General features: G+C 66.9%; 19 protein-coding genes and 1 pseudogene. 7 read left to right on the top strand and 13 right to left on the bottom strand.

The window, feature by feature from the left end; genetic code table 11:
- Positions 1-266: 266 nt before the first annotated feature.
- A complete protein-coding gene (locus HR086_RS00490) occupies positions 267-1,079 on the top strand; it encodes a GNAT family N-acyltransferase (RefSeq protein ID WP_174455529.1) in 813 nt (270 codons plus the stop codon).
- Between the two features lie 55 nt (positions 1,080-1,134).
- The gene (locus HR086_RS00495) at positions 1,135-1,869 is read left to right on the top strand and encodes an iron-containing redox enzyme family protein (RefSeq protein ID WP_174455530.1); all 735 of its coding nucleotides are present in this window, start codon (positions 1,135-1,137) and stop codon (positions 1,867-1,869) included.
- A gap of 61 nt (positions 1,870-1,930) precedes the next feature.
- Here HR086_RS00495 and HR086_RS00500 read toward each other — a convergent pair whose 3' ends face one another.
- Complete coding sequence (locus tag HR086_RS00500; RefSeq protein WP_174464525.1) at positions 1,931-3,025, bottom strand: helix-turn-helix transcriptional regulator; 1,095 nt, start codon at positions 3,023-3,025, stop codon at positions 1,931-1,933.
- Between the two features lie 404 nt (positions 3,026-3,429).
- On the opposite strand from HR086_RS00500, the gene HR086_RS00505 reads away from it, so the two are divergent.
- On the top strand, positions 3,430-3,783 hold the full coding sequence (locus HR086_RS00505; RefSeq protein WP_305794038.1) for a DoxX family protein: 354 nt from the start codon (positions 3,430-3,432) through the stop codon (positions 3,781-3,783).
- Between the two features lie 106 nt (positions 3,784-3,889).
- Positions 3,890-4,798: an alpha/beta fold hydrolase gene (locus tag HR086_RS00510; protein WP_217441636.1), complete on the top strand. Its 909-nt coding sequence runs from the start codon at positions 3,890-3,892 to the stop codon at positions 4,796-4,798.
- A 119-nt stretch (positions 4,799-4,917) separates the two neighbouring features.
- On the opposite strand, the gene HR086_RS00515 is transcribed toward HR086_RS00510, so the two are convergent.
- From HR086_RS00515 to HR086_RS00525, 3 genes are all read right to left on the bottom strand, one after another.
- Positions 4,918-5,736, bottom strand: coding sequence for an AraC family transcriptional regulator (locus tag HR086_RS00515; protein WP_174464527.1), 819 nt, complete (start codon positions 5,734-5,736; stop codon positions 4,918-4,920).
- Positions 5,737-6,120: 384 nt separating this feature from the next.
- Positions 6,121-7,662 (bottom strand): alpha/beta hydrolase, encoded by a 1,542-nt coding sequence (locus HR086_RS00520; protein ID WP_174464528.1) that lies wholly within the window; start codon positions 7,660-7,662, stop codon positions 6,121-6,123.
- 180 nt (positions 7,663-7,842) lie between these two features.
- On the bottom strand, positions 7,843-8,619 hold the full coding sequence (locus tag HR086_RS00525; protein WP_174464529.1) for an AraC family transcriptional regulator: 777 nt from the start codon (positions 8,617-8,619) through the stop codon (positions 7,843-7,845).
- A gap of 544 nt (positions 8,620-9,163) precedes the next feature.
- On the opposite strand from HR086_RS00525, the gene HR086_RS47920 reads away from it, so the two are divergent.
- Positions 9,164-10,657 carry a hypothetical protein gene (locus tag HR086_RS47920; protein WP_217441638.1) on the top strand — a complete coding sequence of 498 codons (1,494 nt, stop codon included), beginning with the start codon at positions 9,164-9,166 and terminating at the stop codon, positions 10,655-10,657.
- Between the two features lie 201 nt (positions 10,658-10,858).
- Here the strand turns inward: HR086_RS47920 and HR086_RS00535 are convergent, their stop codons facing one another.
- From HR086_RS00535 to HR086_RS00545, 3 genes are all read right to left on the bottom strand, one after another.
- On the bottom strand, positions 10,859-11,947 hold the full coding sequence (locus tag HR086_RS00535; RefSeq protein WP_174464530.1) for a hypothetical protein: 1,089 nt from the start codon (positions 11,945-11,947) through the stop codon (positions 10,859-10,861).
- A gap of 201 nt (positions 11,948-12,148) precedes the next feature.
- Positions 12,149-13,489 carry a PQQ-dependent sugar dehydrogenase gene (locus HR086_RS00540; protein WP_174463809.1) on the bottom strand — a complete coding sequence of 447 codons (1,341 nt, stop codon included), beginning with the start codon at positions 13,487-13,489 and terminating at the stop codon, positions 12,149-12,151.
- Between the two features lie 368 nt (positions 13,490-13,857).
- Positions 13,858-14,799, bottom strand: a complete 942-nt coding sequence (locus HR086_RS00545; protein ID WP_174464531.1) for a hypothetical protein — start codon at positions 14,797-14,799, stop codon at positions 13,858-13,860.
- Positions 14,800-15,223: 424 nt separating this feature from the next.
- Between HR086_RS00545 and HR086_RS00550 the strand changes: the two genes are divergently transcribed.
- On the top strand, positions 15,224-16,642 hold the full coding sequence (locus HR086_RS00550; RefSeq protein WP_174464532.1) for a kelch repeat-containing protein: 1,419 nt from the start codon (positions 15,224-15,226) through the stop codon (positions 16,640-16,642).
- 86 nt (positions 16,643-16,728) lie between these two features.
- A complete protein-coding gene (locus tag HR086_RS00555) occupies positions 16,729-18,048 on the top strand; it encodes a carboxypeptidase-like regulatory domain-containing protein (protein WP_174464533.1) in 1,320 nt (439 codons plus the stop codon).
- Positions 18,049-18,633: 585 nt separating this feature from the next.
- Here the strand turns inward: HR086_RS00555 and HR086_RS00560 are convergent.
- The 6 genes and pseudogenes from HR086_RS00560 to HR086_RS47925 form a co-directional block, all read right to left on the bottom strand.
- Positions 18,634-19,959: a tetratricopeptide repeat protein gene (locus tag HR086_RS00560; RefSeq protein ID WP_174464534.1), complete on the bottom strand. Its 1,326-nt coding sequence runs from the start codon at positions 19,957-19,959 to the stop codon at positions 18,634-18,636.
- 49 nt (positions 19,960-20,008) lie between these two features.
- A complete protein-coding gene (locus HR086_RS00565; RefSeq protein WP_141641109.1) occupies positions 20,009-20,386 on the bottom strand; it encodes a hypothetical protein in 378 nt (125 codons plus the stop codon).
- A gap of 17 nt (positions 20,387-20,403) precedes the next feature.
- Positions 20,404-21,216 carry a DUF2092 domain-containing protein gene (locus HR086_RS00570; protein WP_174464535.1) on the bottom strand — a complete coding sequence of 271 codons (813 nt, stop codon included), beginning with the start codon at positions 21,214-21,216 and terminating at the stop codon, positions 20,404-20,406.
- A gap of 157 nt (positions 21,217-21,373) precedes the next feature.
- Positions 21,374-22,762: an MATE family efflux transporter gene (locus HR086_RS00575; RefSeq protein WP_174455541.1), complete on the bottom strand. Its 1,389-nt coding sequence runs from the start codon at positions 22,760-22,762 to the stop codon at positions 21,374-21,376.
- A 154-nt stretch (positions 22,763-22,916) separates the two neighbouring features.
- Entirely contained in the window at positions 22,917-23,729 is an 813-nt protein-coding gene (locus HR086_RS00580) for a DedA family protein (RefSeq protein WP_174464536.1), read from the bottom strand.
- A 16-nt stretch (positions 23,730-23,745) separates the two neighbouring features.
- Positions 23,746-23,964, bottom strand: a pseudogene (locus HR086_RS47925) (hypothetical protein); the annotation flags it as partial.

Raw genomic sequence — 23,964 nt, forward strand, 5'->3', positions numbered from 1 at the left:
AGGTCCGACGCGGCAGCCACGTGAGGACTCGCTTCCACTGCGTCATGTGCATGTTCTCCATTCGTTGTGGGCTCTGAACCCGTCAACGGCTTGGAGAGACCTGGACGCCGTTGTGATGGGGCGAACTGTTAGCCGCTGGAGCGGAGCACGTGCGCAGCGGCTCGCGAGGCCTGTCTCGGGGCCGCGGTCGAACTCGAGTCACCCGCGACGAAAGGACGTGCGAGGGCGGTGAGACACCGGCCCGCTTCGCTACCAGGAGAGTACCCATGACGTGCAGGCAATGGCGCTGGCGTGTTGCCGCGACCCAGCGGGAGCTCGATGACGTGGCTCGCATCCGCTGGGCTGTCTTCGGCGGAGAACTGGGATTGCTGCCCGAGCAGTCCGCGCTGTCTCGGCGGGAGGTGACGTGCGTCGACACGCTCGACACCACGGTGCATGTGCTCGTCCATGCCGGCGACGAGCCGGTGGCGACCATGCGAGTCGCGTTGCCCAACGCGGAGGTGGCGGCGAACCTGGGTGGGAAGGTGGGGCTCGAGCTGGAGCAGCGAGTGGACCTCTCGGGTCTGCTCCAGCCGGGAAGGCTGTTCGCGGAACCCTCGCGCTTCTGCGTGTTGCCGAAGTGGCGGCGCTCGGAGGCCGTCACGTGGCTGCAGGCGGGCATGTACGCGGAGAGCCGGCGGCGCGGAGTGACGCACTGGATTGCGTCCGCGAACCTGGAGACGGACTCGCCCGAGGACGCGCTCCTCTCCTGGCAGGTGGCGGCCCACCGGGGATGGCTGAGTCCTCACTGGCGCGTGGCCGTGACCGACCCGTGTAGGGCCCCGGTGCGGCCCCGCAGTCCCTTCTACACGCCCGAAGAACGGGCACAGGCGGCGCAGGGGCTGTTGGACGGACTGCGGCTGCCCAGGGCGCCCTCGCTCTTCGCCAGGACGATGGGGGCGCGCTTCATCGCGGAGCCGCTCTACGACACGTATTTCCAGTGGTTCACGCTGCCGCTCGTCATGGTGCTCGATGAAATTCCGGCGGACTCCGTGGCGCGCTTCCACGCGATGGAAAACGGCATGAGTCCCGCCGCCTAGACCGGGGCGGCTGTTCCCTTCCTTTCACCTTCAACACGCGGCGACCGGGAGCCCCATGGGCACCGGACAGGAGACGTACGTGCGAACACAGGCGAAGAATCACGCGGGAGCGAATTGGTTGGCGGCGCTGGACGCGGAGGCGCGAGGGCTGGTGGCGGCGGTGGATGCGCGGCCCGACGGCCACCGCCTCTTCGAGGGCTCCCTCGATGCCGCGGGCTACATCCACTACCTCGTCCAGACCTACCACTACGCCCGATGGAGCACGCCGATCCTCGGCGAGGCGGGCGAGCGGCTGAAGCGGCTGGGACGGCACCCGGAGTTGGCGCAGTTGCTGATCCAGAAGGGGGAGGAGGAGCGGGGGCACGACCGGTGGCTGTTGTCGGACCTGAAGAACCTGGGGTGCTCGGAGGAGTCCGTGGAGACGGCGGTGCGGAGTCCGGCGGTGGAGGCCTATACAGGGTGGAACTTCTTCACGTCCCGCGCGGGCGTGCCGACGGCGGTGTTGGGGACCGCGTACGTGCTGGAGTACCTGTCGCAGACGCGGGCGGGCGTGTGGGCCCGGCGACTGAAGGAGGTGTCCGCCATTCCCAACATCCACAAGTCCGTGACGTTCCTGCGCAGCCACGGGGCACTGGATGGCGACCACGTGGCGGAGATGGCGCGGCTTCTCGAGCGATTGACGGAGCCCGAGGACCAGGAGGCCATCCTCTTCTCGGCCCGCATCGCCCGGAGCGTCTACCCGTGCATCTTCCGTGAGGTCGGAGCCTCCACCCTACCCCTCGCGGGGTAGAGACAACCGCACGCAGGCTGGGGGAACCTCCCGTTCGAACCCTGGCCTTCGGGAGGACGCCTCACACGGGCCTGTTGAGGAGGGCTGCCTGGTAGAGGAAATCGGCGCGACCATCGACGCCCAGCTTGCCGAAGAGGTTACGCACGTGGGTCTTCACCGTCTGGCCCGAGATCTTGAGTTCATCGGCGATCTGCCCGTTGGACCAGTTTCGAAGCACACCCCTCGCGATGTCGAGCTCGCGGGGCGTGAGCTCGCGCTGCATGTGCAAGGGGAGCGGGATGGAGTGGGGAAACTCGGTCAGCAGGAGGGCCCATTGGCGGGGGCCGTCACTGGCGGGTAGCTCGACGAACCGGCACGTGCGGTAGCCCTCGGGATGATTGATGACCCACAAAGTCCTTCCGAGCCGCGAGTCCAAGTCCATCCGAACCAGGGCGTCCAGTCGCTCCTTGAGGACGCGAGGGAGGCCGGAGGCGTGTACGTCCGAAGGGGTGAACCAGCGCTCCAGCAGGGCCGTGGCGTGCGGGGAGCGGAATACCTCACGCGTGGGAGGCTCCAGGATGAGGAAGGCGGAGTCCTTGCGTTGGAAGAGCTCCTGGAGCAGTTGGGTGCGGGCGGTCAGGTCCTGGTAGTCCTGGCAGTTGCCCACGGAGTTGGCCAGGTGCCTGGTGAGGCTGGAGAGCGCGGTGATGCTCTGGGAGGAGAAGGCGGACCGCGTGTGCCGGTAGAACGCGAAGGCGCCGACGACGCCGGGGCGGATGGGCACGAGGACGGCCATGATGTGCTCCAGAGGCAGCTCAAGCTCCACGCTGCGTTGGTAGACGAGGGTTCGTTCGTACTCCCCGCGGGAGAGCAGCTGCGTGTCGCAGGTGGGCACTTCGGGCTGGGCGAGGATGGGGGCCCGGAGGAAGTCATGGTCGACCAGTCCGGCGTACTCCTTGAGTATCGGGATGGGGTGGCCGGGGACGTGCCATCGGAAGTCGAGCGAAGGCGCGACGCGCATGAGGCACAGGGCCATGGAGTCGGCCTGGACGAACTCGAGAAGCGGCGCTCGAGTCGCTTCAAGGACCTCCGGAAGGGACCGCGAACCGCCCAGGGCCACGGTGACGGTGTCCCGGACCCTGAGCTCGCGAGAGTTGAAGTCCCGTGGGTTGAACATCCGCCGCTCCTTGGCAGGCAACCCCGTGAGGTATGCGGGGCTGTCCCCCGTCCTTAGGTCCGGACTGAAAATCTGTCCCTCGCCCTTCGGGGCGATTGACGGAAACCTGGCAGCGCTCCTTCCACGCACAACGCCATTCCAGTTCGGAGACCCTTCGAGTTGGAGGCGAGTGATTGAGCAGTGAAGAGAGCAGTTCAATGAATTTGTTCAAGACCCATGGCGGGCCAACGAATACTTCTTTGCGGCCAGCCGATGATTTCGGTGGGGCTGGCAAGTCCATGCATCGAGACCGATTACCCCCTCACGGAGCCCCCTTGACCGCAGTCCACGCCGCTTCATCCTCTTCCGTTTCAACCCCCCACTCTGCCGGTGCTTCAAAGAAAGCCCTGTGGACGGGGCGCATCTTGAGCGGCCTCGCCGTCCTCTTCCTGATCTTCGACGCCGTAGGCAAGGTGCTCTCCGCGCCGCAGTTCGTGGAGGGCACCCTCCAGCTCGGCTACCCCGCGAGCGTCGTCGTAGGACTGGGAGTGCTCCAGCTCGTGTTCCTCGCGGTGTACCTCTTCCCGCGCACCTCGGTGCTCGGCGCGGTGCTGTGGACAGGCTACCTGGGCGGCGCCATCGCGACCCACGTTCGAGTCGAGAGCCCGCTCTTCACGCATGTGCTCTCCCCCGTCTACTTCGCGGCGTTCCTGTGGGTCGGGCTCTGGCTGCGCAATGAGCGATTGCGCTCCCTCCTCCCCTTTCGTGAGGCGCAGTGAGTCGGGGGCGGCGAATGGCGCAGCCAAGGCCACTCCGAAGAACTCGCAAGCAATCGCTGGTTTTCAACTGAGACATTCAACTCCGCAGGGACTTCAAGAAAACCCCATGAAGACAATGAACAGGTTCACGCTCGCTGTGATGGCCATCCTCTGCTCGACCCTCTGGGTGACGGGATGCGACTCTGAAAACCCGCCCCCCAAGGCCCCGGAGAATCGCACCCCGGGCGCCTACGCGTCGGTGAACGGCATCAATCTGTACTACGAGCTTCATGGCACCGGCAGACCGGTGGTGCTGCTCCACGGTGGATTGTCTACCATCGATACGACGGAGCCCTTTCTGTCGACGCTCGCCCGGAGCCGGCAGGTCATCGCGGTGGAGCTCCAGGCCCATGGCCGCACGGCGGACATCGATCGCCCGATGAAGTACGAGCTGATGGCGGACGACATCGCTGCGCTCATCAAGCACCTTGGGTTCGAGAGCGCGGACGTCTGCGGCTTCTCCCTTGGAGGCGGCGTCGCGATTCAGCTGGGCATCCGGCATCCGAGCGTGGTGCGCAAGCTGGTAGTCGTCTCGGCGCCCTTCAAGAGCAACGGCTGGTACCCCGAGGTCCGGGCTGGGATGGCCTCCATGGACGCCGACGCGCTGGCAGGCTCTCCCCCGCACGAGGCCTATGTCAGGGTTGCGCCCAGGCCGGGAGATTGGCCCGTGCTGGTGTCCAAGCTGAGGCAGCTGCTGGCTGGGGAAGAGTATGACTGGACGGACACCCTTCGAACCCTCAAGGCGCCGACGCTGATCGTGGCCGGGGACACCGACAACATGCCTCCAGCCCACCTCGTCGAGATGCTTGGAGTGCTGGGCGGCGGTAAGGCAGACGGCGCGATGGGCAACCCGCCGAGCTCCCGCCTGGCCGTGCTGCCGGGTGTGAGCCACTGGAGCATCCTGACTCGAACGGATCTCCTGGAGCCCATCGTCCCGGCGTTCCTCGACGAGCCGATGCCGGCCGCAAAGCCCTAACCTCCGGAGACTGCATGTCATTCAAAGCGTAATTCGACTCCATCAAGGAGAAGACGGGCACGGACTGGAGGACTTCGCCAGGCTTGTCGCCAAGGTGGACCCAACGCCGCCCCAACGCGTCAGTAATACTCTTCCGACTCGAAGAAGCGGTTTGGCGCGCATCCTACAGCGGCCCGAAATTCACGGTGGAAGTGAGATTGATCGCAATAGCCAGCGTCGAGGGATAGCCGCGACAGGCTCACGCCCGGTCGGTAGGAGTCGACGACCTGGCGCAACCGGATGATGGACGCAAGGTGCTTGGGTGAAGTGCCGACAGTGCGGCGGAAGCGCTTCTCGAACGCGTCCTGACTGATGTGGAGTGACTTGGCGAGCGCGCCAATCCGAAGCGAGCCGTGAGCCTCGCGGATGGCGCGCACTGCCGCTGCGACAATCTGATCGGGCTCCCGAGGCCTCAACCGTGCGCACAAGAACTGCTCCACAAGCTCCGACCGCTCCGTGGCATTCTCCGAATCCGCTATGCGGGACGAGAGGCGATCCACATCTGCGCGTGGCACCAGATCGTCGAGTGCCTGAATCGTATCAAGGAACTCGTGCAAGGGCTCCGCGAAGAACTGCGCGGCCCCTGCCTCTTTGAACGTCACGAGGACGTTCCCCCCGTTCGCCGAGGCCCGTATCCGGCGCACGATGGAGCCCATGCCTGAGATGGCGCTGCTTGGGAGCTTGCGCTCGGAGCTCCCCTGAATCTGGCTCGCGGAGCCCCTGAAGGCGATGCCGAGAGTGATGCCGGGGTCGGGAAGCAACGTGCGCGTCCCTTCCTGGCCTCCCTCGAGCACCATGATCGAACGCACGAAGGGCGCCAGTTGCTCGCCAGGCGCGAACAGCCTGACAGAAGGCACGAACGGCATCATTTGTTCGCTGGGAGGGAACAGCCTCGGCATGACACATGCTCATGGCACCAAGGGCGCCACGGTTCAACGAAAATGCCAAGACCCGCTCTGCTTCGCCAGCTCAGACACTGAAGTCGCCTCACCCTCGCGGTTCTCGCTCGGCAGCGTGTCTCCAGCGAACAATTCGTGACGAAGCTGCTTTGCTTTCCTTGTCTGAGAAAGCGCAGTCCTCCATGACGATCATGAGCATGCGGTACGCCCGATGACAGACACTTCGGTCACGAAGCCGCACTGCTTGCTCGACGCCATCAAGTGTAGCGTGCCATGCGGGTTGGTAGCACGCGCCCCTGGATTCAAAGCCGGTCCACTCGCCAGAGCGCATGCCCCCAGTCCTGGGCCCGGTACGCAGTCAGCGGCCCTCCTCGGCTCCTCCGCCTAGGGGCCCGACGGCTTTTCGGGCGCCGGGAAAGCTGGCCGCCTGAAAGGCGGGGCGGGCAGCGTCACGTGGGTCGGTACCGCACGGGTGTCGCCGGTCTTGAGGAACTCGATGATTGCCGCCCGGGCGGCGGGCTGTTGATCGAGAAGGGCATAGCGAGCGCCGTGCCTGCCGCGGTGCACCAGGATTGTTCGGCTGTTCGGAAAATACGGCAGCATGCTCAGTGTGTTTTCGACGGGCGTAGACGTGTCCCAATCGCCGTGAATGAAGAGCACCGGGGTGGAACTCAACACCGGCACCCGCAGGTCGTCGCCCACGTCCGGGCTTGGCCAGACCGGCGCCGATGCGGTGTACGCGTCGAGTGCGCCCATGCCCAGGAGATCGCCGCCCAGGTCGGTTCGAAGCAGGTGCTCGCGGGCCGTCGTCACCCCCAGGCTCGTATCAATCAGCGGGCCGATGAGGGGAAATTGGTTGTCTTTGCTCTGCTTCACGAGCTCGCGCGCCCAGTCGTCATAGTGGCCATGATAGAGCGACAGAACGAAGGCCGGCCACACGTGGGCGGGCACGACGAGCGAGTCGCGAAGCTCTTTGAGCCCGAGCACCACATCTTGAACCCTCCCCGTCATCTCGTCCTTGACCTTGACCGTGATCGGCGCGCGCGCGAAGCGGTCGCGCACCGCACGCAACGCGGTCATGATGCCGCCCTTCGGCAGGTAGGGCGCGAGCCCGGGGTCTCGGTCGGCGTCGAAGGCGATGCGTTGAAGCGCCGCGAGGACGTGCGAGGGCATGTCGTACCCGAAGTCGAGCGGCTCGACGGCCGCCAACTGTGCGCGGGCCACGATTTCGGGGTGAAGCCGCATCACGGCGAAGGCCCACTGCGACCCGAAGCTCTCCGCGAATAGCGTGATCTTGTCATACCCAAGGGCCCGCCGCAGATCGTTCACGTCTTCGGCGCACTGAACGATGGTGTACCCGGCGAGGTCTTTGTCCGGGTGGGCCGCGATTGCTTCTCGGGCCGCCTTCACCATGTTCGCGGCGTCGGCCGACGGCGAACCCGGCCTGTCCAGGGGTCGCTGTGGCCAGGCGAATTCCAGCACTTCTCCGCGCTTCGAATAGCCGCGTTGGTCGACGACCACGACGTCGCCCGCGGCGCTGAGCCTTGCGAAGAGTTGGAGCAAATCCTGTCCGTAGGGGTCTCCGTCGACAAAGGCTCTGAGATTGCTGCTCCCGGGCCCGCCGGCCATGTCGAAGATTGGCGGAGCGCCGGTGGGCTGTGCCGCACGGATACGGGCGAACCCGATGCCGATGACGCGGCTGCCCGGGACGGCCCGGTTTTCTGGCACGTAGAGGGTGCCTATCTCGAACCGGACCGTCTCGCCCCCGGCCGTTTTCGCCGACGCGGTCTCCATCACCACCTCGCCGGCCTTGTGCGCGCTCGCGGCGTGGGCCTGCGAGGTGATGCTGGCGAGCGCGAGGGCCACGAACGCCCCGGCTGTACGACCGAACCACGTCGGTTCGATGCGCGCGATTGATTTCTCCATGGCGAAGCCCTCCTGGTGTGACGCGTGCGTTGGACTGGGCCCAGGCACCTCTCGAGCGAGGCGTGACCTAAGGGCCCGTCAGAAGGCTCACGTTACCCGCGGGCGTACTGCGGTTCTTGAACGCGATTAGGGAGGCTTGACGCGCGTCGTGGGCCGCGCCCCATCCGTCGCGAACGCGTCTCACGTCGGCGACTGCCGTCGCAGCGCCCCCGGCGGGGCGCCCCGCTCGAGGCGAATGGCCCTCGTCATATGACTCTGATCGGCAAAGCCGACCACCGCCGCCGCTTCGGCGAGCCCGACCCCGCGGTCGATGAACTCCAGCGCGCGAAACACGCGATGGGCGCGCAAATAGTGGCGCGTCGTCATGCCCCAGTGGGCGCGAAAAGATTGCGCGAGATGCACGGGGTGCGCGCCGACGACGCGCCCGAGTTCTCTCAGCGTTGGCGGCCGGACCATGTTCGCCACGAGGAGCTCGCGTGCCTCGTCGAGCCAGGCTGGCGGGCGCGGTCGGCGCATTTCATTGAGCGTGTGCAGAATCATGTGGGCCGCATCACGTACGAGACGGCTCCGGCGCGAGCGGAGCTCGCCGAACGCCCGCACCAGGTGCCCTCCGAGTTGCAGGGCGGTAGCGGGATCGAGGCGGGGCGGGTCGATTGCGGCGCGCGCCCGTCGGTCGTCGGGGTCCATCTGGACGAACAGCAAGCGAGCGCCCTGCGCGTGGTATTGGGTTTCGTGAGGGCGATAGGGTCGACGCGTGAAGAGGGCGAGCGGCGTGTGGCTCTCGAGCTCGAGCCCGGCCCGTTCACTGCCCCCGCCCGCCAGCAAGACGCCGAGTTTCGCCGTGTCGTGCGTATGCGTAGGCAAGACGAGCGCGGGCGCGTGACGCACCTCGATGACACGCAGCCCGTCGATTCGCATCTCGTCGTCGATGACAGCGTAGCCTTTGATATGGTTCATCGCACTGGCTCCCTAGAAGAGGCGCTTCGAAGCGTGGTTGGGCGAAGCTCGTGCGTGCGGGGTATGCGTCAGGACGATTGACGGAAACCTGGCGGGTCTGAAGGCGGCGCGTCAAGACTACCGTGCCTGCCGAGGCGACCGCGCACCTTCCCGTCGGGTCGTTGAACCGGAGCCGGTCATGGTCGAGAGCATGAAAGCACCGCTCCGCCACCTCGTCTCCGCGGTGGGCGGCGGGCCGTACTGAAGAACCCGGCCACGCGTCACGCGCGGAGCCGAGCACCTGGGCCGTGTTCCTCAAGGGGAACACGGCCCTTCGTGTTTCCGGGGTCCGGCGTCGCGGGTGCGCGCTGATGACTGGAGCCAGTCCCCTGATGACTGCAGTCATCGGCTGGGGGCCCAAGTGGAACACTCCGCTCCAGTGAAGTCGCGGGGTTGCGGAGACAGGATGGCTGGCATTCGCGCTGCAATGAGGGAATGCACGGGCGAGACGACGAACTCCTCGCCGCGACGGTCCCCCATCGCTGTCCTGAAACAGGTGACGCCCATGATCAAGACCAAGCCCTCGTCTCTCTCCCCCTCCAAGCTGCGTCAGAACACGCCGGACTCCGCCTCGGTCACCCCTCCGAAGAAGACGCCCTCCGCTGTCCCCGCGCAGCAGGACGCGAAGGTTCGCAACCCCTCGGGTGCGCCCTCGCAGGCGCAGCGGCCGACGGATGGGTTCGAGGGCAGGAACCCCGCGCCCGGCGGTCGGGGCACGCGCGCGCTGGATGCGCTCTCGAGTGTGTCGGGCGCCGCCCTGCCCGCGATGGAGACGCTTTCGAATGTGTCAGGCGCCGCCCTGCCTGCGATGCAGGCGTTCTCGCCCATGATGGCCGGAGGACAGCCCGCGATGCAGGCGCTCTCGCCCATGATGGCCGGAGGACTGCCGTCGATGGAGCAGCTCTCGCCCATGAACGCCCCCATGCGGATGGGCGGGATGCCTGCGATGGACACCCTCTCGCCCATGAACGCGCCCATGCCGAGGGGCCTACCCTCGATGGACGGGCTCCCGCAGGGTCTCGGGCTCCCCACCGCGCCGCCGATGATGACGCCGAACATGCTGGAGGGCATGCAGGTGCCCTCGCTGCCGGGCCTCGTCGACTTCGCTCCCCGTGGGCTGCCCTCGCAACTCCAGGACTTCGCTCCTCCGCCCTCGCTCCAGGAGCCCGTCAACCCCGCGCCGCGCGGGCTGCCCCCGCAGTTGAGGGACTTCGCGCCGGCCCGTGAGGCCACGCCGCGCGCCGCGCCGCAGGCCGAGCCGGAGTCCTCCGGCATCCCGAGCGCCAATGACAAGCGCCCGGCCGGGGACAAGCGCTCGGCGGCGCAGATCGTCGACGACTCGCCCGCGCTGAAGAACCTGGGCCGTCAGAAGGACATCAAGTTCGACCAGCTCTGCAAGCAGACGGGCATCGACCCCAAGCTGGACCTGAAGGACGCGAAGCAGAACCCGGACGCGGTGTTCCGCCTGGCCAAGGTGCTGGAGTTCATCGACAGCGCGAAGGCGTCGACCGGTGGGGACCGGGACAGCAAGGTGAAGAACGGCAAGGGTGACGGCAACATCGAGGGCATCACGAAGAGCGGTGATGCGCGGCACGGCACCGAGGCCGGAATGGTGAAGGACTTCGCCGAGCAGGGTTACTCGTTCCTGGGCGAGCAGAAGCTGCCGACGACGAAGGACACGCACGTCAAGGCGGACGGGAGCAACAAGGACAACTTCCAGTGGGCCGCGGGTGAGGCGGGCAAGCACCTGTGGTTCCTGCCGGCGGTGAGCAACGTGCTGACGGGCATCGGCAACTCGGAGGGTGGCGCGAAGGGCGTCTTCGAGGGCGCGGCCAAGGGCTACGTCAACACGCTGAAGGGCGCCGCGGAGGGGGTCCTCGGGGCCGTCACGACGGGCCGGGTGAACCCGGCCTCGCTCCTGCTCGGTGGCGCGGCGGGCGCGCTGGCCAACACGGAGGCCGCTCCGCAGCCGGTGAAGGACATCGCCAGCATGCTGTGAGCTTGAATCGAAGTGGGTGACCCGAGCGGGGGATCTGCTCGGTAGAGGGGCCTTCGGAGCAACCTTGCGGCGGCAGGGAAGCTCCGAGGGCCTTTCTATTTCTGGGACCGCGATGCGCCGTCCTGAGTCAGCCATGCGTCTCCAAGGACGTGGCTGAGGGTTCACGTGCATTGACTGCCGGATCAGGCCGAAATCATCGGCCTATTTCCCAGGAGGAGTTTCACCCCTCAGCCACTTGACGAGCCGCGTGCGCTGCCGGCCCCTCAGGCTGCTCATGACCGACACCTGCTCGAGGTCCCAATCGCTCCGCAGCCGCTTCGCGGCCAGGGCCATCCACTCGGGGAACCGCGTGGGCTCGCAGGCCCCCAGCCCGAGCGTGTCGTTCTGGAGCCTCTCGCTGTCGAAGTCGAAGACCGGCACGATTCGCCCTGGCTCCCCGTCCGGGCCCCAGGTGGACATGGAGAAGCTGAACCAGACCGGAGCCCGGCTGTCGACCGTCAGATGACAGTGGTAGCGGTAGGTCATCGACCGCGCGTCTCCCTCTTCGCCGCCCGTCGCGTAGAGCTTGAACCAGAAGACGTCCAGTTCGCCGAACCCCAGCGCGCGCGCCAGCTCCAGCGCCGGCGAGCGGGCACGACGCGCCTGGAGCAGCGCCTCCATCCGCTCGAACAGGGCATCCAGGGCCGGCGTGGAGCGCGCGTGGGTCCGCAGGTCCTCCAGCCTGTCCAACTCCCACCCCTGAGACTGCACCGCCCGCTCGACATGGGGGATGAGCGCGTCGAGCGACGCCTCGGACGCGTCGATGGTCAGCACCGCCAGCATGTCCAGGGACACCTCCTCGCTGGCCACGACGACGGTCTGGATCGCCTGGAGCAGTACGGGGTTCTCCGCCAGCCCCTGGAGCTTCGTCTTGCGCTGCTTCGAGCCCCAGCCATACGTCACATTCAAATCCAGCATCCCCTGGAGCGCTGTCCGCCACGACGCACACAGGGCCTCGTCGGAGCCCTCCCGGTCCACGCTCTCGCGCAGGAAGAAGACCGCCGGACGCACATCCCTCGCGAGCCGCTCCAGCACCGCGCGGATGACAGGCGCGGGCAACCGCTGACAGTGCTGCCCGAAGGACCCGAAGAACGAGCGGTCCGCTGGAAGGAGCTGCAGCGCCGCCCCCGCCGCGAGCATTGGGTCCACGTCCACCGGGAGCTTCTTGAGCACCTTGCTGAGGCGCTCCCAGTCCGGCGCCGGCTCCCCCAGCAGCGCGTGGAGTTCCTCCGAGGCACGTCGTCGACTCATTCCTCCACGTCTACCAGAGCCCCACCCGCACCGCCCCCCGGAGGCGCACACACCCGGGAAGGGGCTGACGCGCGAGGCCCCTGACGGCCAATCGCCAAACGACCGGTCGCCACCACGCCCCTCTCAGCGCGGCGCCGGGACGCGCTCCCCGAGGACCCAGTCACTTGGGGAGCGCGAATCCCGCCGCGGTGGGCGGAAACCTCAGCGCGGTGTGACCTTGAGCAGCTTGCCATTGGTGGCGTCGGTCAGCAGGTAGAGGGCTCCATCGGGCCCCTGCACCACCTCGCGGATGCGCTCGTTGCGGCCCTTGAGGAGATGCTCCTCGCCCACCACGCGGTCATTGCGAATCATGAGCCGCACGAGGGCCTGACTGACCAGACCGCCCACGAAGATGTCGTTGCGCCACTCGGGGAACAGGGTCCCCGTGTAGATGGCCATCCCCGAGGGGGCAATCACGGGGTCCCAGTAGTACACGGGCTGCTCCATGCCCGGGCCCTGCGGGCTGTCGTGGATGGGCGCGCCGGAGTACTCCTCGCCATACCCGATGGTGGGCCAGCCATAGTCCTTGCCCGCCTCGGGCCGGTTGAGCTCATCCCCTCCCTTGGGCCCCATCTCCACCGTCCACAGCCGGTTCTGGCTGTCGAGCGCCGCCGACAGGATGTTGCGGTGACCCACCGACCAGATTTCGGGCTTCGCGCCCTGGGTGTTCACGAACGGGTTGTCCTGGGGCACCGAGCCGTCGGGATGGATGCGAACCACCTTGCCGAAGTGGCTCTTCACGTCCCGCGCCTGCACCCGGCCCGCGAGGATGGAGCGCTCTCCGAGCGTGACGAACAGCTTGCCGTCGGGGGTGAACACCAGCCGTCCCCCCGAGTGCAGCGTCGACTCGAGTGTCGGCATCATTCGGAAGATGACCTGAACGTTTTCCACGCGAGGCTGCGAGCCCTCCTCCACGAGCTTCGCGCGCGCCACCGCCAGCCCGTTGCCACCCTGGCGTGGCTCGGCATAGGTCCAGTAGACGAGTTTGCTCTGCGCGTAGTCGGGACCGACCTCCACGTCGAGCAGTCCGCCCTGGCCACGGGCATCCACGGCGGGCAGCCCCGTGACAGCGGGAGACTTCGCGCCCTGCGGAGTGACGATGTAGAGCGAGCCGGTGGCCTTCTCCGTCACGAGCATGCGCTGGTCGGGCAGGAAGGCGATGGCCCAGGGGTTCCTGAAGCCAGAAGCAATCTCGGTGACCTGGATTGCCGTCTTCGATTGAATGGCCGGCGCGCGTGTCTGCTCGGGGAAGGCTCGAGAGAACTCGGGCACGTTGGGCGGACCCTGCGGAACCTCAGGACCGCTGGGAAGCGGATCCGGCGGGACACCCGCGTCTTCCGGCGGGACACCCGCGTCTTCCGGCGGGACACCCGCGTCTTCCGGCGGGACACCCGAATCCTGTTGGGGGACGCCCGAGTCTTGGGGCGTTGGCGTGGGGTCAGGGTCCTCGCTGCAACCAGCGAGGAGGGCGGCGACGATGAGGGGCACCGAGAGGATGCGCATGCGACTCTCTCCTGGGGGGATGGGGCGGCGGGAAGGTGCTGACCTGCCTGCTGGCGCGCAAGTCTCGTGGCGGGAAGGCCGCGATTCAACCCACGGCCGTGCGGTGCCGGGCATCCGACGATGTAAAATCACCGTGTCACGGGAGGAGACGGAGGGAATGGGCCAGGGGGAGCACCTGGCACACCGGACCTCACTTCGCGCCTGGGAGTGCGGACAGCGCGGCTCCCTGCGGCGCGAGCGGAAGGGAGCATCCGGCGGACGTCACCCGTCGGTCGGACACGCTTCCGTGGCGCTCCCGCACTTCGTGTGGTGGGTCCGTGAGCGTTTGGGGCGCCACCCAGAAACCCCAGTGTCCATTCACGGTCGCTTCATTCGCAGTTCTTGCCGCAGACGCTCCCGACCTTTTCTACACAGAGGCTGTCCCAAGAAACGGAGCAGCAGAATGGATCGACCGCGCAGATCGCTGAAACGCAGTCAGCCTTCGCACTGTCACAGTGGTTCACGAGAGAGGCACCTGGCGTGCAGAGCGAATGCGCACAAGTGCCGTCCGATTCTGCGCACGTCAGGCTGCCACAGACTGTTCGGACCTCGCCCACACAACGGCTGTCCCATGAGGAACTGCAGCAGTACGCGTCGGCCGTGCAGACCGACGAGACACACGGGTCGGAAGCCGGTGACAACGGAACTCCGGACGTGCACTTGTCGTGTATGGGGGCGCGCGCCCCGATGGAGAGGGACGTTCCGCTGCTCACGATCACCGCGGTCACCGCCGTGGGGGCCGAGGCGGAAGCAAGGCCAAAGAAGAAGCTCTTTTTTCCAGTCCCGGGACTTCCTCCAGCGCAAACCGGGGTTGCGAAGGTGAAGGTGAATTCATTGCCCACCTTGTTGGCGGAGGAGAGCCCGATGGTGCCGCTCCCACCGGAAGTCACGACATAGACCTGATCGGTCGGCCCCGTGCCGTTGTACTGAAAGGAGGCCACAGGACCGAAGGAGACTCGTAGCGACTGGACGCAAGGGATGTGGGTGATGCCGGTGGCATTGGTCAGGTCGACCACGTACTCGTAGCCGTAGTACCCCTGAGCCGGGGCACCGGTCGCTCCTGTGAATGTGCGCGTCTGCAAGCGCGCGGTCCCGGAGGTTCCTGGCAGAGGGATGGTGGCGCTCGAGTCGGTGACAGACAGCGTGCAACGGGTGTCGAAGACACAGTTGATCGCTGGTGCACCGACATTGACGACGCTGAGAGCTTCGGCTGCGGCAGGCTTCGACAGGACAAGCAGCGTCAACGACACAATCAATTGGATGCGAAGCATGTCATGACCCCACGTGTATTCATTGTGTTCGACATCAGGCTGGACCTTGCTTCTTCCGCAGCTCTGCCATCCCACAACCCGGCTCGCACCTGCGCAGCAAGGCTAGACGGAGAGCGTACAAAGGAAAAGTCTCGGTGCTATGACAATCTTCGTGAAAGCAGACCACTCTCGGTGGTGGAGTGACGCAAGAGTGATGGATTACCCTCCGGGCGGCCGTTTCCGATCTCGCCGGACATGTTGGTGCTTCACGCCCACACGGTGACCCACGGGTTCCAGGATGAGACGATGTCGCTGCCTCTCAGCAACGCCATACGTGGAATCCACGATAGTAATTACCTAGCTGCAATCCATGAATAAGTGATAATTAGCACACCATCCGTGAACGGGGGTGCGCATGTCAGTGAACAAAAACCTTTCCAGCCGCATGGCCTTCATCATTTCCCTGCTCATCGCCAGCGTGGCGTGGAGTGGGGCCTGGGCAGCGGGTTGGTCGCCTGCGGCGCCGATGTTGGGTCTCCGGTCGCTCCACAGCGCGACCCGGCTGGCGAATGGCAATGTGCTGGTGGCAGGCGGCTTCTACATCACGACGACCTGGAACTTCCCGACCGCCGCCGAGCAGTACAACCCCTCGACCAACACGTGGACATCGGCCGGCACCCTGCTCCGTGGACGCCGGGCCCATACCGCCACCCTGTTGCAGGACGGTAGGGTGCTCGTCACGGGAGGAGAGAGCCCCACCGGCACCCTGGCCCAGGCCGAGCTGTACAACCCGGCGACCAACTCGTGGACGGACGTGGCCTCCATGATCAGCCCGCGCGCCTTCCATACGGCGGTCCGGCTGCAGAACGGGAAGGTGCTGGTCGCCGGGGGCGCTCCCGTCAATTCGTCGACGAACGCGGCCGAGCTGTACGACCCGGCGACCAACATCTGGACGGCCGTGCCTTCCATGAGCAGCGCCCGCAAGCAGCACAGCGCGGCCCTGCTGGAGGATGGAAGGGTGCTGGTGGCGGGGGGCTACAGCGGGGGGACTCCCTTCTGGTCCAGCGCCGAGGTGTACAACCCGGCGACCAACTCCTGGTCGTCCGTGGGCTCCATGAGCACGGCCCGAGCGCTGTTCCCCCTTGCGGTCCTCCCCACCGGCAAGGTGCTGGCGGTGGGGGGAAACAGCGGAACGGGCCTGCCGCCCAGTGTGGATGCATTCGACCCTGCGACCAACACCTGGGCCCCGGTGGCGCCCATGGGAATCGGTCGCTACATGCACACCGCGACCGTGCTCGCGAACGGTCAGGTCCTGGCGGCGGGGGCCTATAGCCGGGACAGCGCCGAGCTCTACGCACCGGCGACCAACACCTGGACGAGCGCCGGCGTGATGAGCAGCCCCCGCGGTGAGCACACCGCGACCCTGCTCGCCAATGGGAAGGTCCTGGTGACGGGCGGAACCGGTGGCAGCGGCCATCTCGCGACGGCCGACCTGTATTCGCCCGACGTGGGGAGCGACCTGGGGAGCAGCCTGGGCTCGGGGCTGGTGCAGGCGGACACGTGCACCGCCACCAACGATTCCACGCCCGCGTGCAGCGCCGGCAGCACCGCGCCAGACCGGAGCTTCACCTGGACGGCGCCCTCGTCCGGCACCTTCACCGTGTCGACGACGGGCTCCTCCTTCGACACCGTGCTGTCCCTCTTCGACGCGAACACCGGCGCGGCGCTCGGATGCAACGACGACGTGAACGCCAGCACGTTCCAGTCGTCCGTCGCCGTGACGCTCTCGGCGGGACGGCAGCTTCGCATCGTCGTGGATGGCTACCGGACGCGGTGCGGCACCCTCACCCTCAACATCCAGTAGTCGCGGCCAGTCAGGGCGGGGCGCCTCCGGAGACGACGGGGGCGCGGTGGATTCGTGTCTGTTCAAACCCAGCATGGAGGCTTGCCATGAATCTGAGACGTCTGTGCAGCATCTTCGTCGTGCCCGCGCTGCTTGCGACTGGCTGCGGAGCGCTGGAGGACTCGAAGGCCGTGGGCGATGAGACGCGGGAGGCTAACGCGGACCTCGCCACGTCGGCCGTCTTCTCGGGCACGGTGCGCAACTCGGCGGGCGCCGTGCAGGCGGGCGTCACGGTGGTCATCAACGGAATCTCCCGGACCACGGACACCACCGGCCGGTACTTCATGTCCGTCGTGGCGTCGGCCAACGGCTACGTCCTCACCCTCCGGAAGAACGGACTGGCCTCGGCGACCGAGTTCTATTCGGCGAGCAAGACGAGCCTCAACCACACCCTTGAGACGGGCTTCGTGCAGACCGTCAGCCCGACGGTGGACAGCACGGTGACCACGCCCAGCGGCGTGAAGGTGAACCTGAAGGCGAACACGCTCGTCAACGCCAGCGGCGTGCCGGCCACGGGCCCGGTCAGCATCACCGTCGCGAGTTATGACCCGATGCGCATGCCTGGCGACTTCACGGCGGTGAACTCCAGCGGGCAGCAGGTCGCGCTCGAGTCCGTGGGCGCCGTCTTCGTGGGCGCCACCGATGCCAGCGGCGCGGCCCTCAACCTGGCGACGGGTGCCACCGCGACGGGCTTCATCCCCGTGCCCACGCAGGTGGGTAGCATGCCGGCGTGTGTCTCCGACGGCACCTGTCGACTCGCGATGTGGAAGTTCAACGAGACGACGGGCAAGTGGGAGGAGAAGTCCGCCAGCATGCAGTTCGGCCCAACGGGCACCACCTTCACCATGCAGGGCACGAGCAGCATCTCCGGCGCCGTCCCCATCAGCACGGGCGGGCTGGGCATGTGGAACGCGGACATCGAGAAGCGCGAGCCCGCCTGCACCATTATCGAACTCGTGGGTTTCCCGGAGACCTGCTTCGGCACGACGGGCACCGTCCAGTTCAGCCTGAAGCTGCCCAACGCTGCGGGCACGCTCATGCCGCGCACCGACACGATGTCCCAGGCGTCGCCCTTCATCGTGCTCTACAACATCCGCGCGAACGCCTTGCAGGAGGTGGGAATCACGTTCCCGGCCGGCGCTCCCACGAACTGCGCGAAGAACCTGGACATCTCCTCCACGCCCGCCGCCTCGGCCGGCTACCCCTTGTACACCACGGCGGGCGGAGTCACCCGGTTCAACTCGGGCGCTCCGTGGGGAGGCACCGGCTACCCGAAGGACCCGAGCGGCAACATGATCGACTTCGACGACGTGGCCCAGGGCACGCACCCCTGCAAGTCGCGCGTGCAGTTCACGACAGAGCTGTAGTCGCTTCCCACCGGCCTGTCCCCTCAAGTCCCGAGCGGGACAGGCCGCTCGTCGCTCGGCGTCGAAGCCTCCGACCGTTCGATTCGGAGGGAAATGACTCACAGGGAATGCGGCACCCGGACAAGGAGAAACCCGATGAACAGTGATTGTGACTGGAGAAGTGTTCTTCTTGGCGCCTGCGCTGTCCTGAGCCTGTCCTGCGGTGAAGGCCCGCTGCCCGAGGAGGAACGGGCGGGTGCTGGCATCCCGGGAAATGAGGTCGGTACCGTGGATGCGGATCTCCACGGTCATATCGAGCATGGACGGCAGCACCCGTTCAGTCTGCCGCACGCGCTGACGATAGGGGCGCTCCAGTCGCCTGGACCTATTCCAGGATGCGCCCATGCTGGAGCACGGACACGATTCGCTCCTCCTGGGTGGGGGATGCGGGTTGGCCCTGGAGCGAGGGCCAACCCACCCGTTGAATCAGTTGCGGACGATGATGTAGCTGAGCCGAAGCCAATGAAGCTCACGTCGCGCGAGACCAGCAGGGAGCTCACCTGGCCCGCGTTTACGACCGACAGGCCCTTGTTGGAATAGCGGTACTCACTTCGCGCCTGGGAGCGAGGACAGCGCGGCGCGCACCGCGTCCACCGCGTACTGGGAGAACTCCCGCTGCATCCTGGGCAGCCGCTCCGCCTCCGCGAGCGCCGTCTCCAGGTCCTTGCGCGCCTCGTCCTCGCGTCCCGCCCGCTCCAGCGTCCGCGCCCGACTCAGCCAGACCGCCAACCGTCGGCCGCCCTGGGCCCGCTTCAGCGCACGGTCCGTCGCGGCGAGCGCCTCGTCATAGCGGCCGAGCTCTCGGAGGTTCGCGGCCACCCGTGTACTGGCGGAGAAGTCGTCCGGGAGCTCGCGCTCCGTCTGGACGAAGAGTTCGAGGGTGTCCGCCAGGTGCCCGCTCAACTCGGCGGCGCTGTAGAGCTGCGAGTCCCACGCTGCCCTGCCCCGCGCGGTGGTCTCCTCGGCGCGGTACGCGAGCACCTTCGCGTAGTACTCCTCGGAGAGCTTCCGGGCGCCCTCCTTGTCGCCCCTCGCCGCGAGCAGGTCCGCCATGGAGTCGTAGAGCCAGGTCTGGCTCTTCGTGCCGTGCTTCTGGGCCTGCTCGAAGGCCTTCTCGAAGTAGACCTCCAGCGCCTTCATGGCCGGCGCGGCCCAGGGCTTGGGTTCGTTGGCGTAGCTCGCGCACGAATAGCCGGTGCTCGCCGGGCCCGCTTGCCCCTCCTCGTCGAGGCTGGGGACGGTCCTCACCGCGTACTCCGCGCAGGCCTGGAAGGCCTCCGCGTTCCACAGTGCATTGAGCGCGGACTCCACCGCCCGGGTGCGACGGATCCAATCCCTGGGGCCCTGCTCCACCGCCTCCTGATACTTCCGCGCGGCCAGTTCGTGCTCCCTCCGGGCATGGGCGCGGTCGCCCTCGAGCAGCAGCAGCTCCGGCCCCGACACCTGGGCGCTCAGCGCGCGCCGCGCATCGTCGAGCAACGCCAGGACATCCTCCAGCGCCGCGCCTCCCATCCAGCGCACCGCGGGAGTCTCCGTCTCGGAGTCGAGCACCAGCAACGTGGGCAGGTTGTCCACCGGGAAGCGCTCGAGGAGCGGCTCATTGATGGGGTCATCCACGTCCACCGCGAGCAGGACATAGTCCTTCGCCTTCGCGATGAAGTCTGGCGCGGCGAAGACCTGGGCCTCCATGGTCCGACAGGGCGGACACCACACCGCGCCGAAGTCGACGAAGAGCGGCTTGTGCTCGGCGCGGGCCTGGGCGATCGCCGCGGTGTAGTCGTTCTGGATGAACGTCGCGTATTCGGGCGGACGTGCTTTCGTGGTGGCACAGCCCACGAGGACCATGAGGCAGACGGGGAGGAGTCGCTTCATGGGAAGCGACTCTAGTCCACCGCCCTGCCCCATCCACCGGGCTCGCGGCTCACCTGGGCGGGTTCACCACGACGTAGGAGACCTCGGTACCGGAGTAGCGAGGCTGGTACCAGGTGCCTTCGCAGTTCTGGTACGTGACGCCGCTGACCACGGCCGTTGAACACGCCGGAGGAAGCGAGCGGGCCACTGAGCCAATGGCCGCCGCTGTGACAGTGGCGGTCGCCGTCACGGCGGCGGCCGTCGCGACCGGGTGATAGTTCCGGTCGACATCCACGTCGATGTCGCGGTGCACGTCGACATCCCGATTGACGTTGGAATTGACGTGAGTCCTCGTCGTGGTGCGGACCGCACGCGCCTCGGCGCTTCCTGCGAGCAGTCCGAAGCCAAGGACGACCGCGAGGGACTTCAGGAATGAATGGGGGCTCATGGGTTCAGGCTCCTGGCTCACGGGCTTCTTCCGGGATTCGACGGGCCTGCATCGAATTGAATCCGGTGGGAGCCCTTCGGGGGGTTGAACGCGAACACCGCGTTGCCGACGTTGGGCTTCAGGTTCCAATCGAGGACCGCGACGTGCTGAGGCTGCGTGGGGTCCTGGGTGTTCGTGATGACGAGCTTCCGAGGCAGGGGCTTGTCCCCCTTCTCGATCCAGACCTGCCAGTCCACGCCTTGCTGCTTGAAGGCGTACTGCTCGGTCTCCACGCCGTCGATGGTGGCGGGCCCCACGTCGATAGCCGACTGGATGTCCTTGATGCCGCTCTTGTCCGTCCCCCAGTAGAAGAGGTCGACCAATGGAATCTCGACACCGTAGCGATGCTCGGCGGTGGCGATGGTCTGCGCCAGCGTGGGAGGAGCATCGAACGAGGCGTAGTAACCGCCCTTCGGGCCATTCACCGTGAAGGTCTTCCCGTCATAGAAGAACTGGCGCTGCTTCCGGTCAGACTTGATGTCGACCCTGAGCTTGTCGGGGCGGCGCGCGCGGAGCTCTGCTTCCGAGGACAGCTGGATCTTCTGACCACTGTCCAGGACCTCGTCCGTGGTCGTCTCCGCCGTGATCGCGAATGCAGGCAAGCTCCTCAGGAAGCCGCCCATCTCCTCCAAGGCCTTGATGGCGTTGGGGTCGACCGCGGGCGCATCCTGGGGACCCGCGGCTGCCTGCCCTGGTGCCGCGAGCGCGGGCGACAAACCACTCACCAGTCCGCCCGCGCAGAGCACCAGCGAAAGCAGCCGCTTCTTCGAACCAATGCCTTGAAGCCCCATACCGAACGCCTCCCCTGCGGATGTCCAGAAGTCAGCTCCGCATCAACTTGGAGATGCGTGGGGCATGAGCAAGTCCAGGCGGGCCTTGCTCACTTCATGCCACCAGGCCTGGAGCAAGCCCCCGCCGCGCACGCCAGGTCTTTGAGATGACTGAAGGCTACGCGCTCACGACGGCCACCACGGCGGGCGCCTCCACCGGGTCGACCAGGGACTTCTGCTCCCACGCGCGGCTCTTCCACCGAATCCACATGGAGATGCCCCGCAGCCACTCATCGGCGGCGACGGCCAGCCACACGCCCGCGAGCCCCAGGTTCAGCTTGAAGACCAGGACGTAGCCCAGCGGCAGGCTCATGCAGACCATGGACAAGAAGCCCATGTAGACGGTGAAGGGAGCATCCCCCGCGGACCGCAGCGCGTTCACCAAGACCAGATTGAAGGAGCGCCCCGTCTCCAGCAGGAGCCCCAGGACGATGACCTGGGACGTGAGCCGGACGATGTCGCCGTCATGGGTGAACAACCCCACCAGCGGCGCGCGGACCAGGATGGCCGCCACGTCCACGACGAAGGTGATGGCCACCGCCCACTTCAGGCTCTGGAGCACCCGGCGGTACGCCTCGTCGACCTGCCCCGCGCCCACCAGCCGGCCCACGATGATGGCCGTGCCCATGCCGACAGCGAGGCTGAACAGGAAGATGTACTGGGAAATGGCATTCGCGTACTGCCGCGAGGCCAGCGCCGTGGGCCCCAGGAACGTCACGTAGTAGAGGAACACCGCCTGGCAGGACTGGTACGTGCCCTGCTCCACGGCGGAGGGAATCCCCACCCGGAGGATCTTCCGGAGCGTGTCGCGGGAGAACGTCACGTAGTCGCGCGCCCGCATCTTCACGTCCATCACCCGGTACAGGAGCCAGGCGAACACGACGAGCGCCACCGCGCGGCTTCCCACCGTGGACAGGGCCGCGCCGGCCACTTCCAGTCGGGGAACGCCAAGCAGCCCGAAGATGAGCAGCGCATTGCCGCCCACGTGCAGCGCATTCATCCCCAGCGCGATGAACATCGACTCGCGCGTGAAGCCGTAGGTGCGAATCAGGCTGGAGCAGACGTTGATGAGCGCCTGGAGGAAGATGAACCCTCCGGCGATTCCCATGTACGTGCGCGCGTGCTCCAACACGATGCCGTGCAGGTTCATCCGCAGCAGCAGCGCATCGCCGAACAGCAGGAGCCCCGCGCTCACCGTTACGCCAAGCAACAGGTTCAGGGTGATGGCCACCGCGGAGATGCGCGCGGCCTCCTCCGAACGTCGCGCACCCAGGTACTGGGACACCACGACGGAGGCGCCGTTGCTCACCACCTCCATGATGAGGATGCAGATGAACAGGTACTGATTGACGACGCCGACAGCGGAGACCGCGTCGTCGGACACACCGCTGAGCATCAGCGTGTCCGCCGTCCCCATCATCATGAAGAGGAGGAGCTCCAGGAAGATCGGCCAGGTCAGCCGAAACAACCCCATCCGGGTGGGGCCCTGCACTGTCGTGTCTGCCATGGTCCGCCGCGCTGAACTCGCGCGAGGGACTAACAGTCGCCGCACTGCGTCGCCAGCCCGTTCGCGCCTGCCTGCCATGGACTCAGGGAGCCTCGCGGCTCCTATGAGCTCAAATGACGAACGTGCGCACGTGACGGGCGAGTCACGCGCGTCGTCAGTGCTTCATCAGCTCGCGCGAGGAGTCCACCACCGGCGACTTCTCCGAGGAGGTGGAGCTCACCTTGAACAGCGGCTCGGAGCCGCCCTTCACGTTGTTGCGAGACGCGCTCGGGGGCGAGGACTCGTTGGAGGAGAGCGACGGAGTCGACACGGGCGAGTTGGGAGCCAGGCTCTCCTGCTGCTTCTTCGCCGCCGCGCGGCTGCGTCGCCACAGGAAGTAGCCGATGCCAGCCACCGCGAGCACGCCCATGACGGCGTACTGGCCTTCCTTGAACTTGGAGATGAGCATGTCCAGCTCGCCGCCGAAGTGGAAGCCGAGCCACACGAAGATGGGCGCGGACAGGAGCGCGGCCAGCCCATCCCAGAAGATGAAGCGCCAGTAGGACATGCCCACCGAGCCCGCGGTGAAGTACGTCACGGCGCGCACGCCCGGCATGAAGCGCGCGATGCAGACAATCTTCTGTCCGTGGCGCTCGAAGAGCCCTTCCACCCGCGCGCGCTTCTCCGCCGTGACGATGCGCGCGAAGAAGCCTCCGCCCTTGCCATCGCCGTTGCGCCCCAGCTTTCCGCCCAGCCGACGGCCGGCGAAGAAGATGAGGCTGTCACCCACGAGGATGCCGGCGAAGCCCACCGCCATCATCACCGGGAGGCTCGCGGCGCCCTTGTGCGCCAGGAAGCCGCCCAGGATGAGCGAGATGTCCTCCGGCAGGGGAACCCCCAGGCCGCAGGCCACGAGGATGCCAAAGACGGTGGCATAGGCGATGAAACCCTGTGAGTCGCCGAGCAGGTTGGTGAGAAGGTCTTGCACGCGTTGTCCCGTCCGTTCACTTCCGATTGGCTTGCTGGGTCACCGCCCGAGCCAGCCCATCCAGCGCCCACACATCAACCGGGCGCGTGTCCTCAAAACTCCGCGACAGGGTCTTCAAACCGAAGTACCCCTCGCGCTGGGCCGCCTCGTAGGCCCCCGCTGGTGCCCCCGTCGCCGTCAGGGCCAGCGCTCGGCTCAGCAGCGCCACCCCGTAGTCGTCGACCGTCCCCTCGCC

Source organism: Myxococcus sp. CA039A, from assembly GCF_013336645.1.
Lineage (GTDB): Bacteria > Myxococcota > Myxococcia > Myxococcales > Myxococcaceae > Myxococcus > Myxococcus llanfairpwllgwyngyllgogerychwyrndrobwllllantysiliogogogochensis.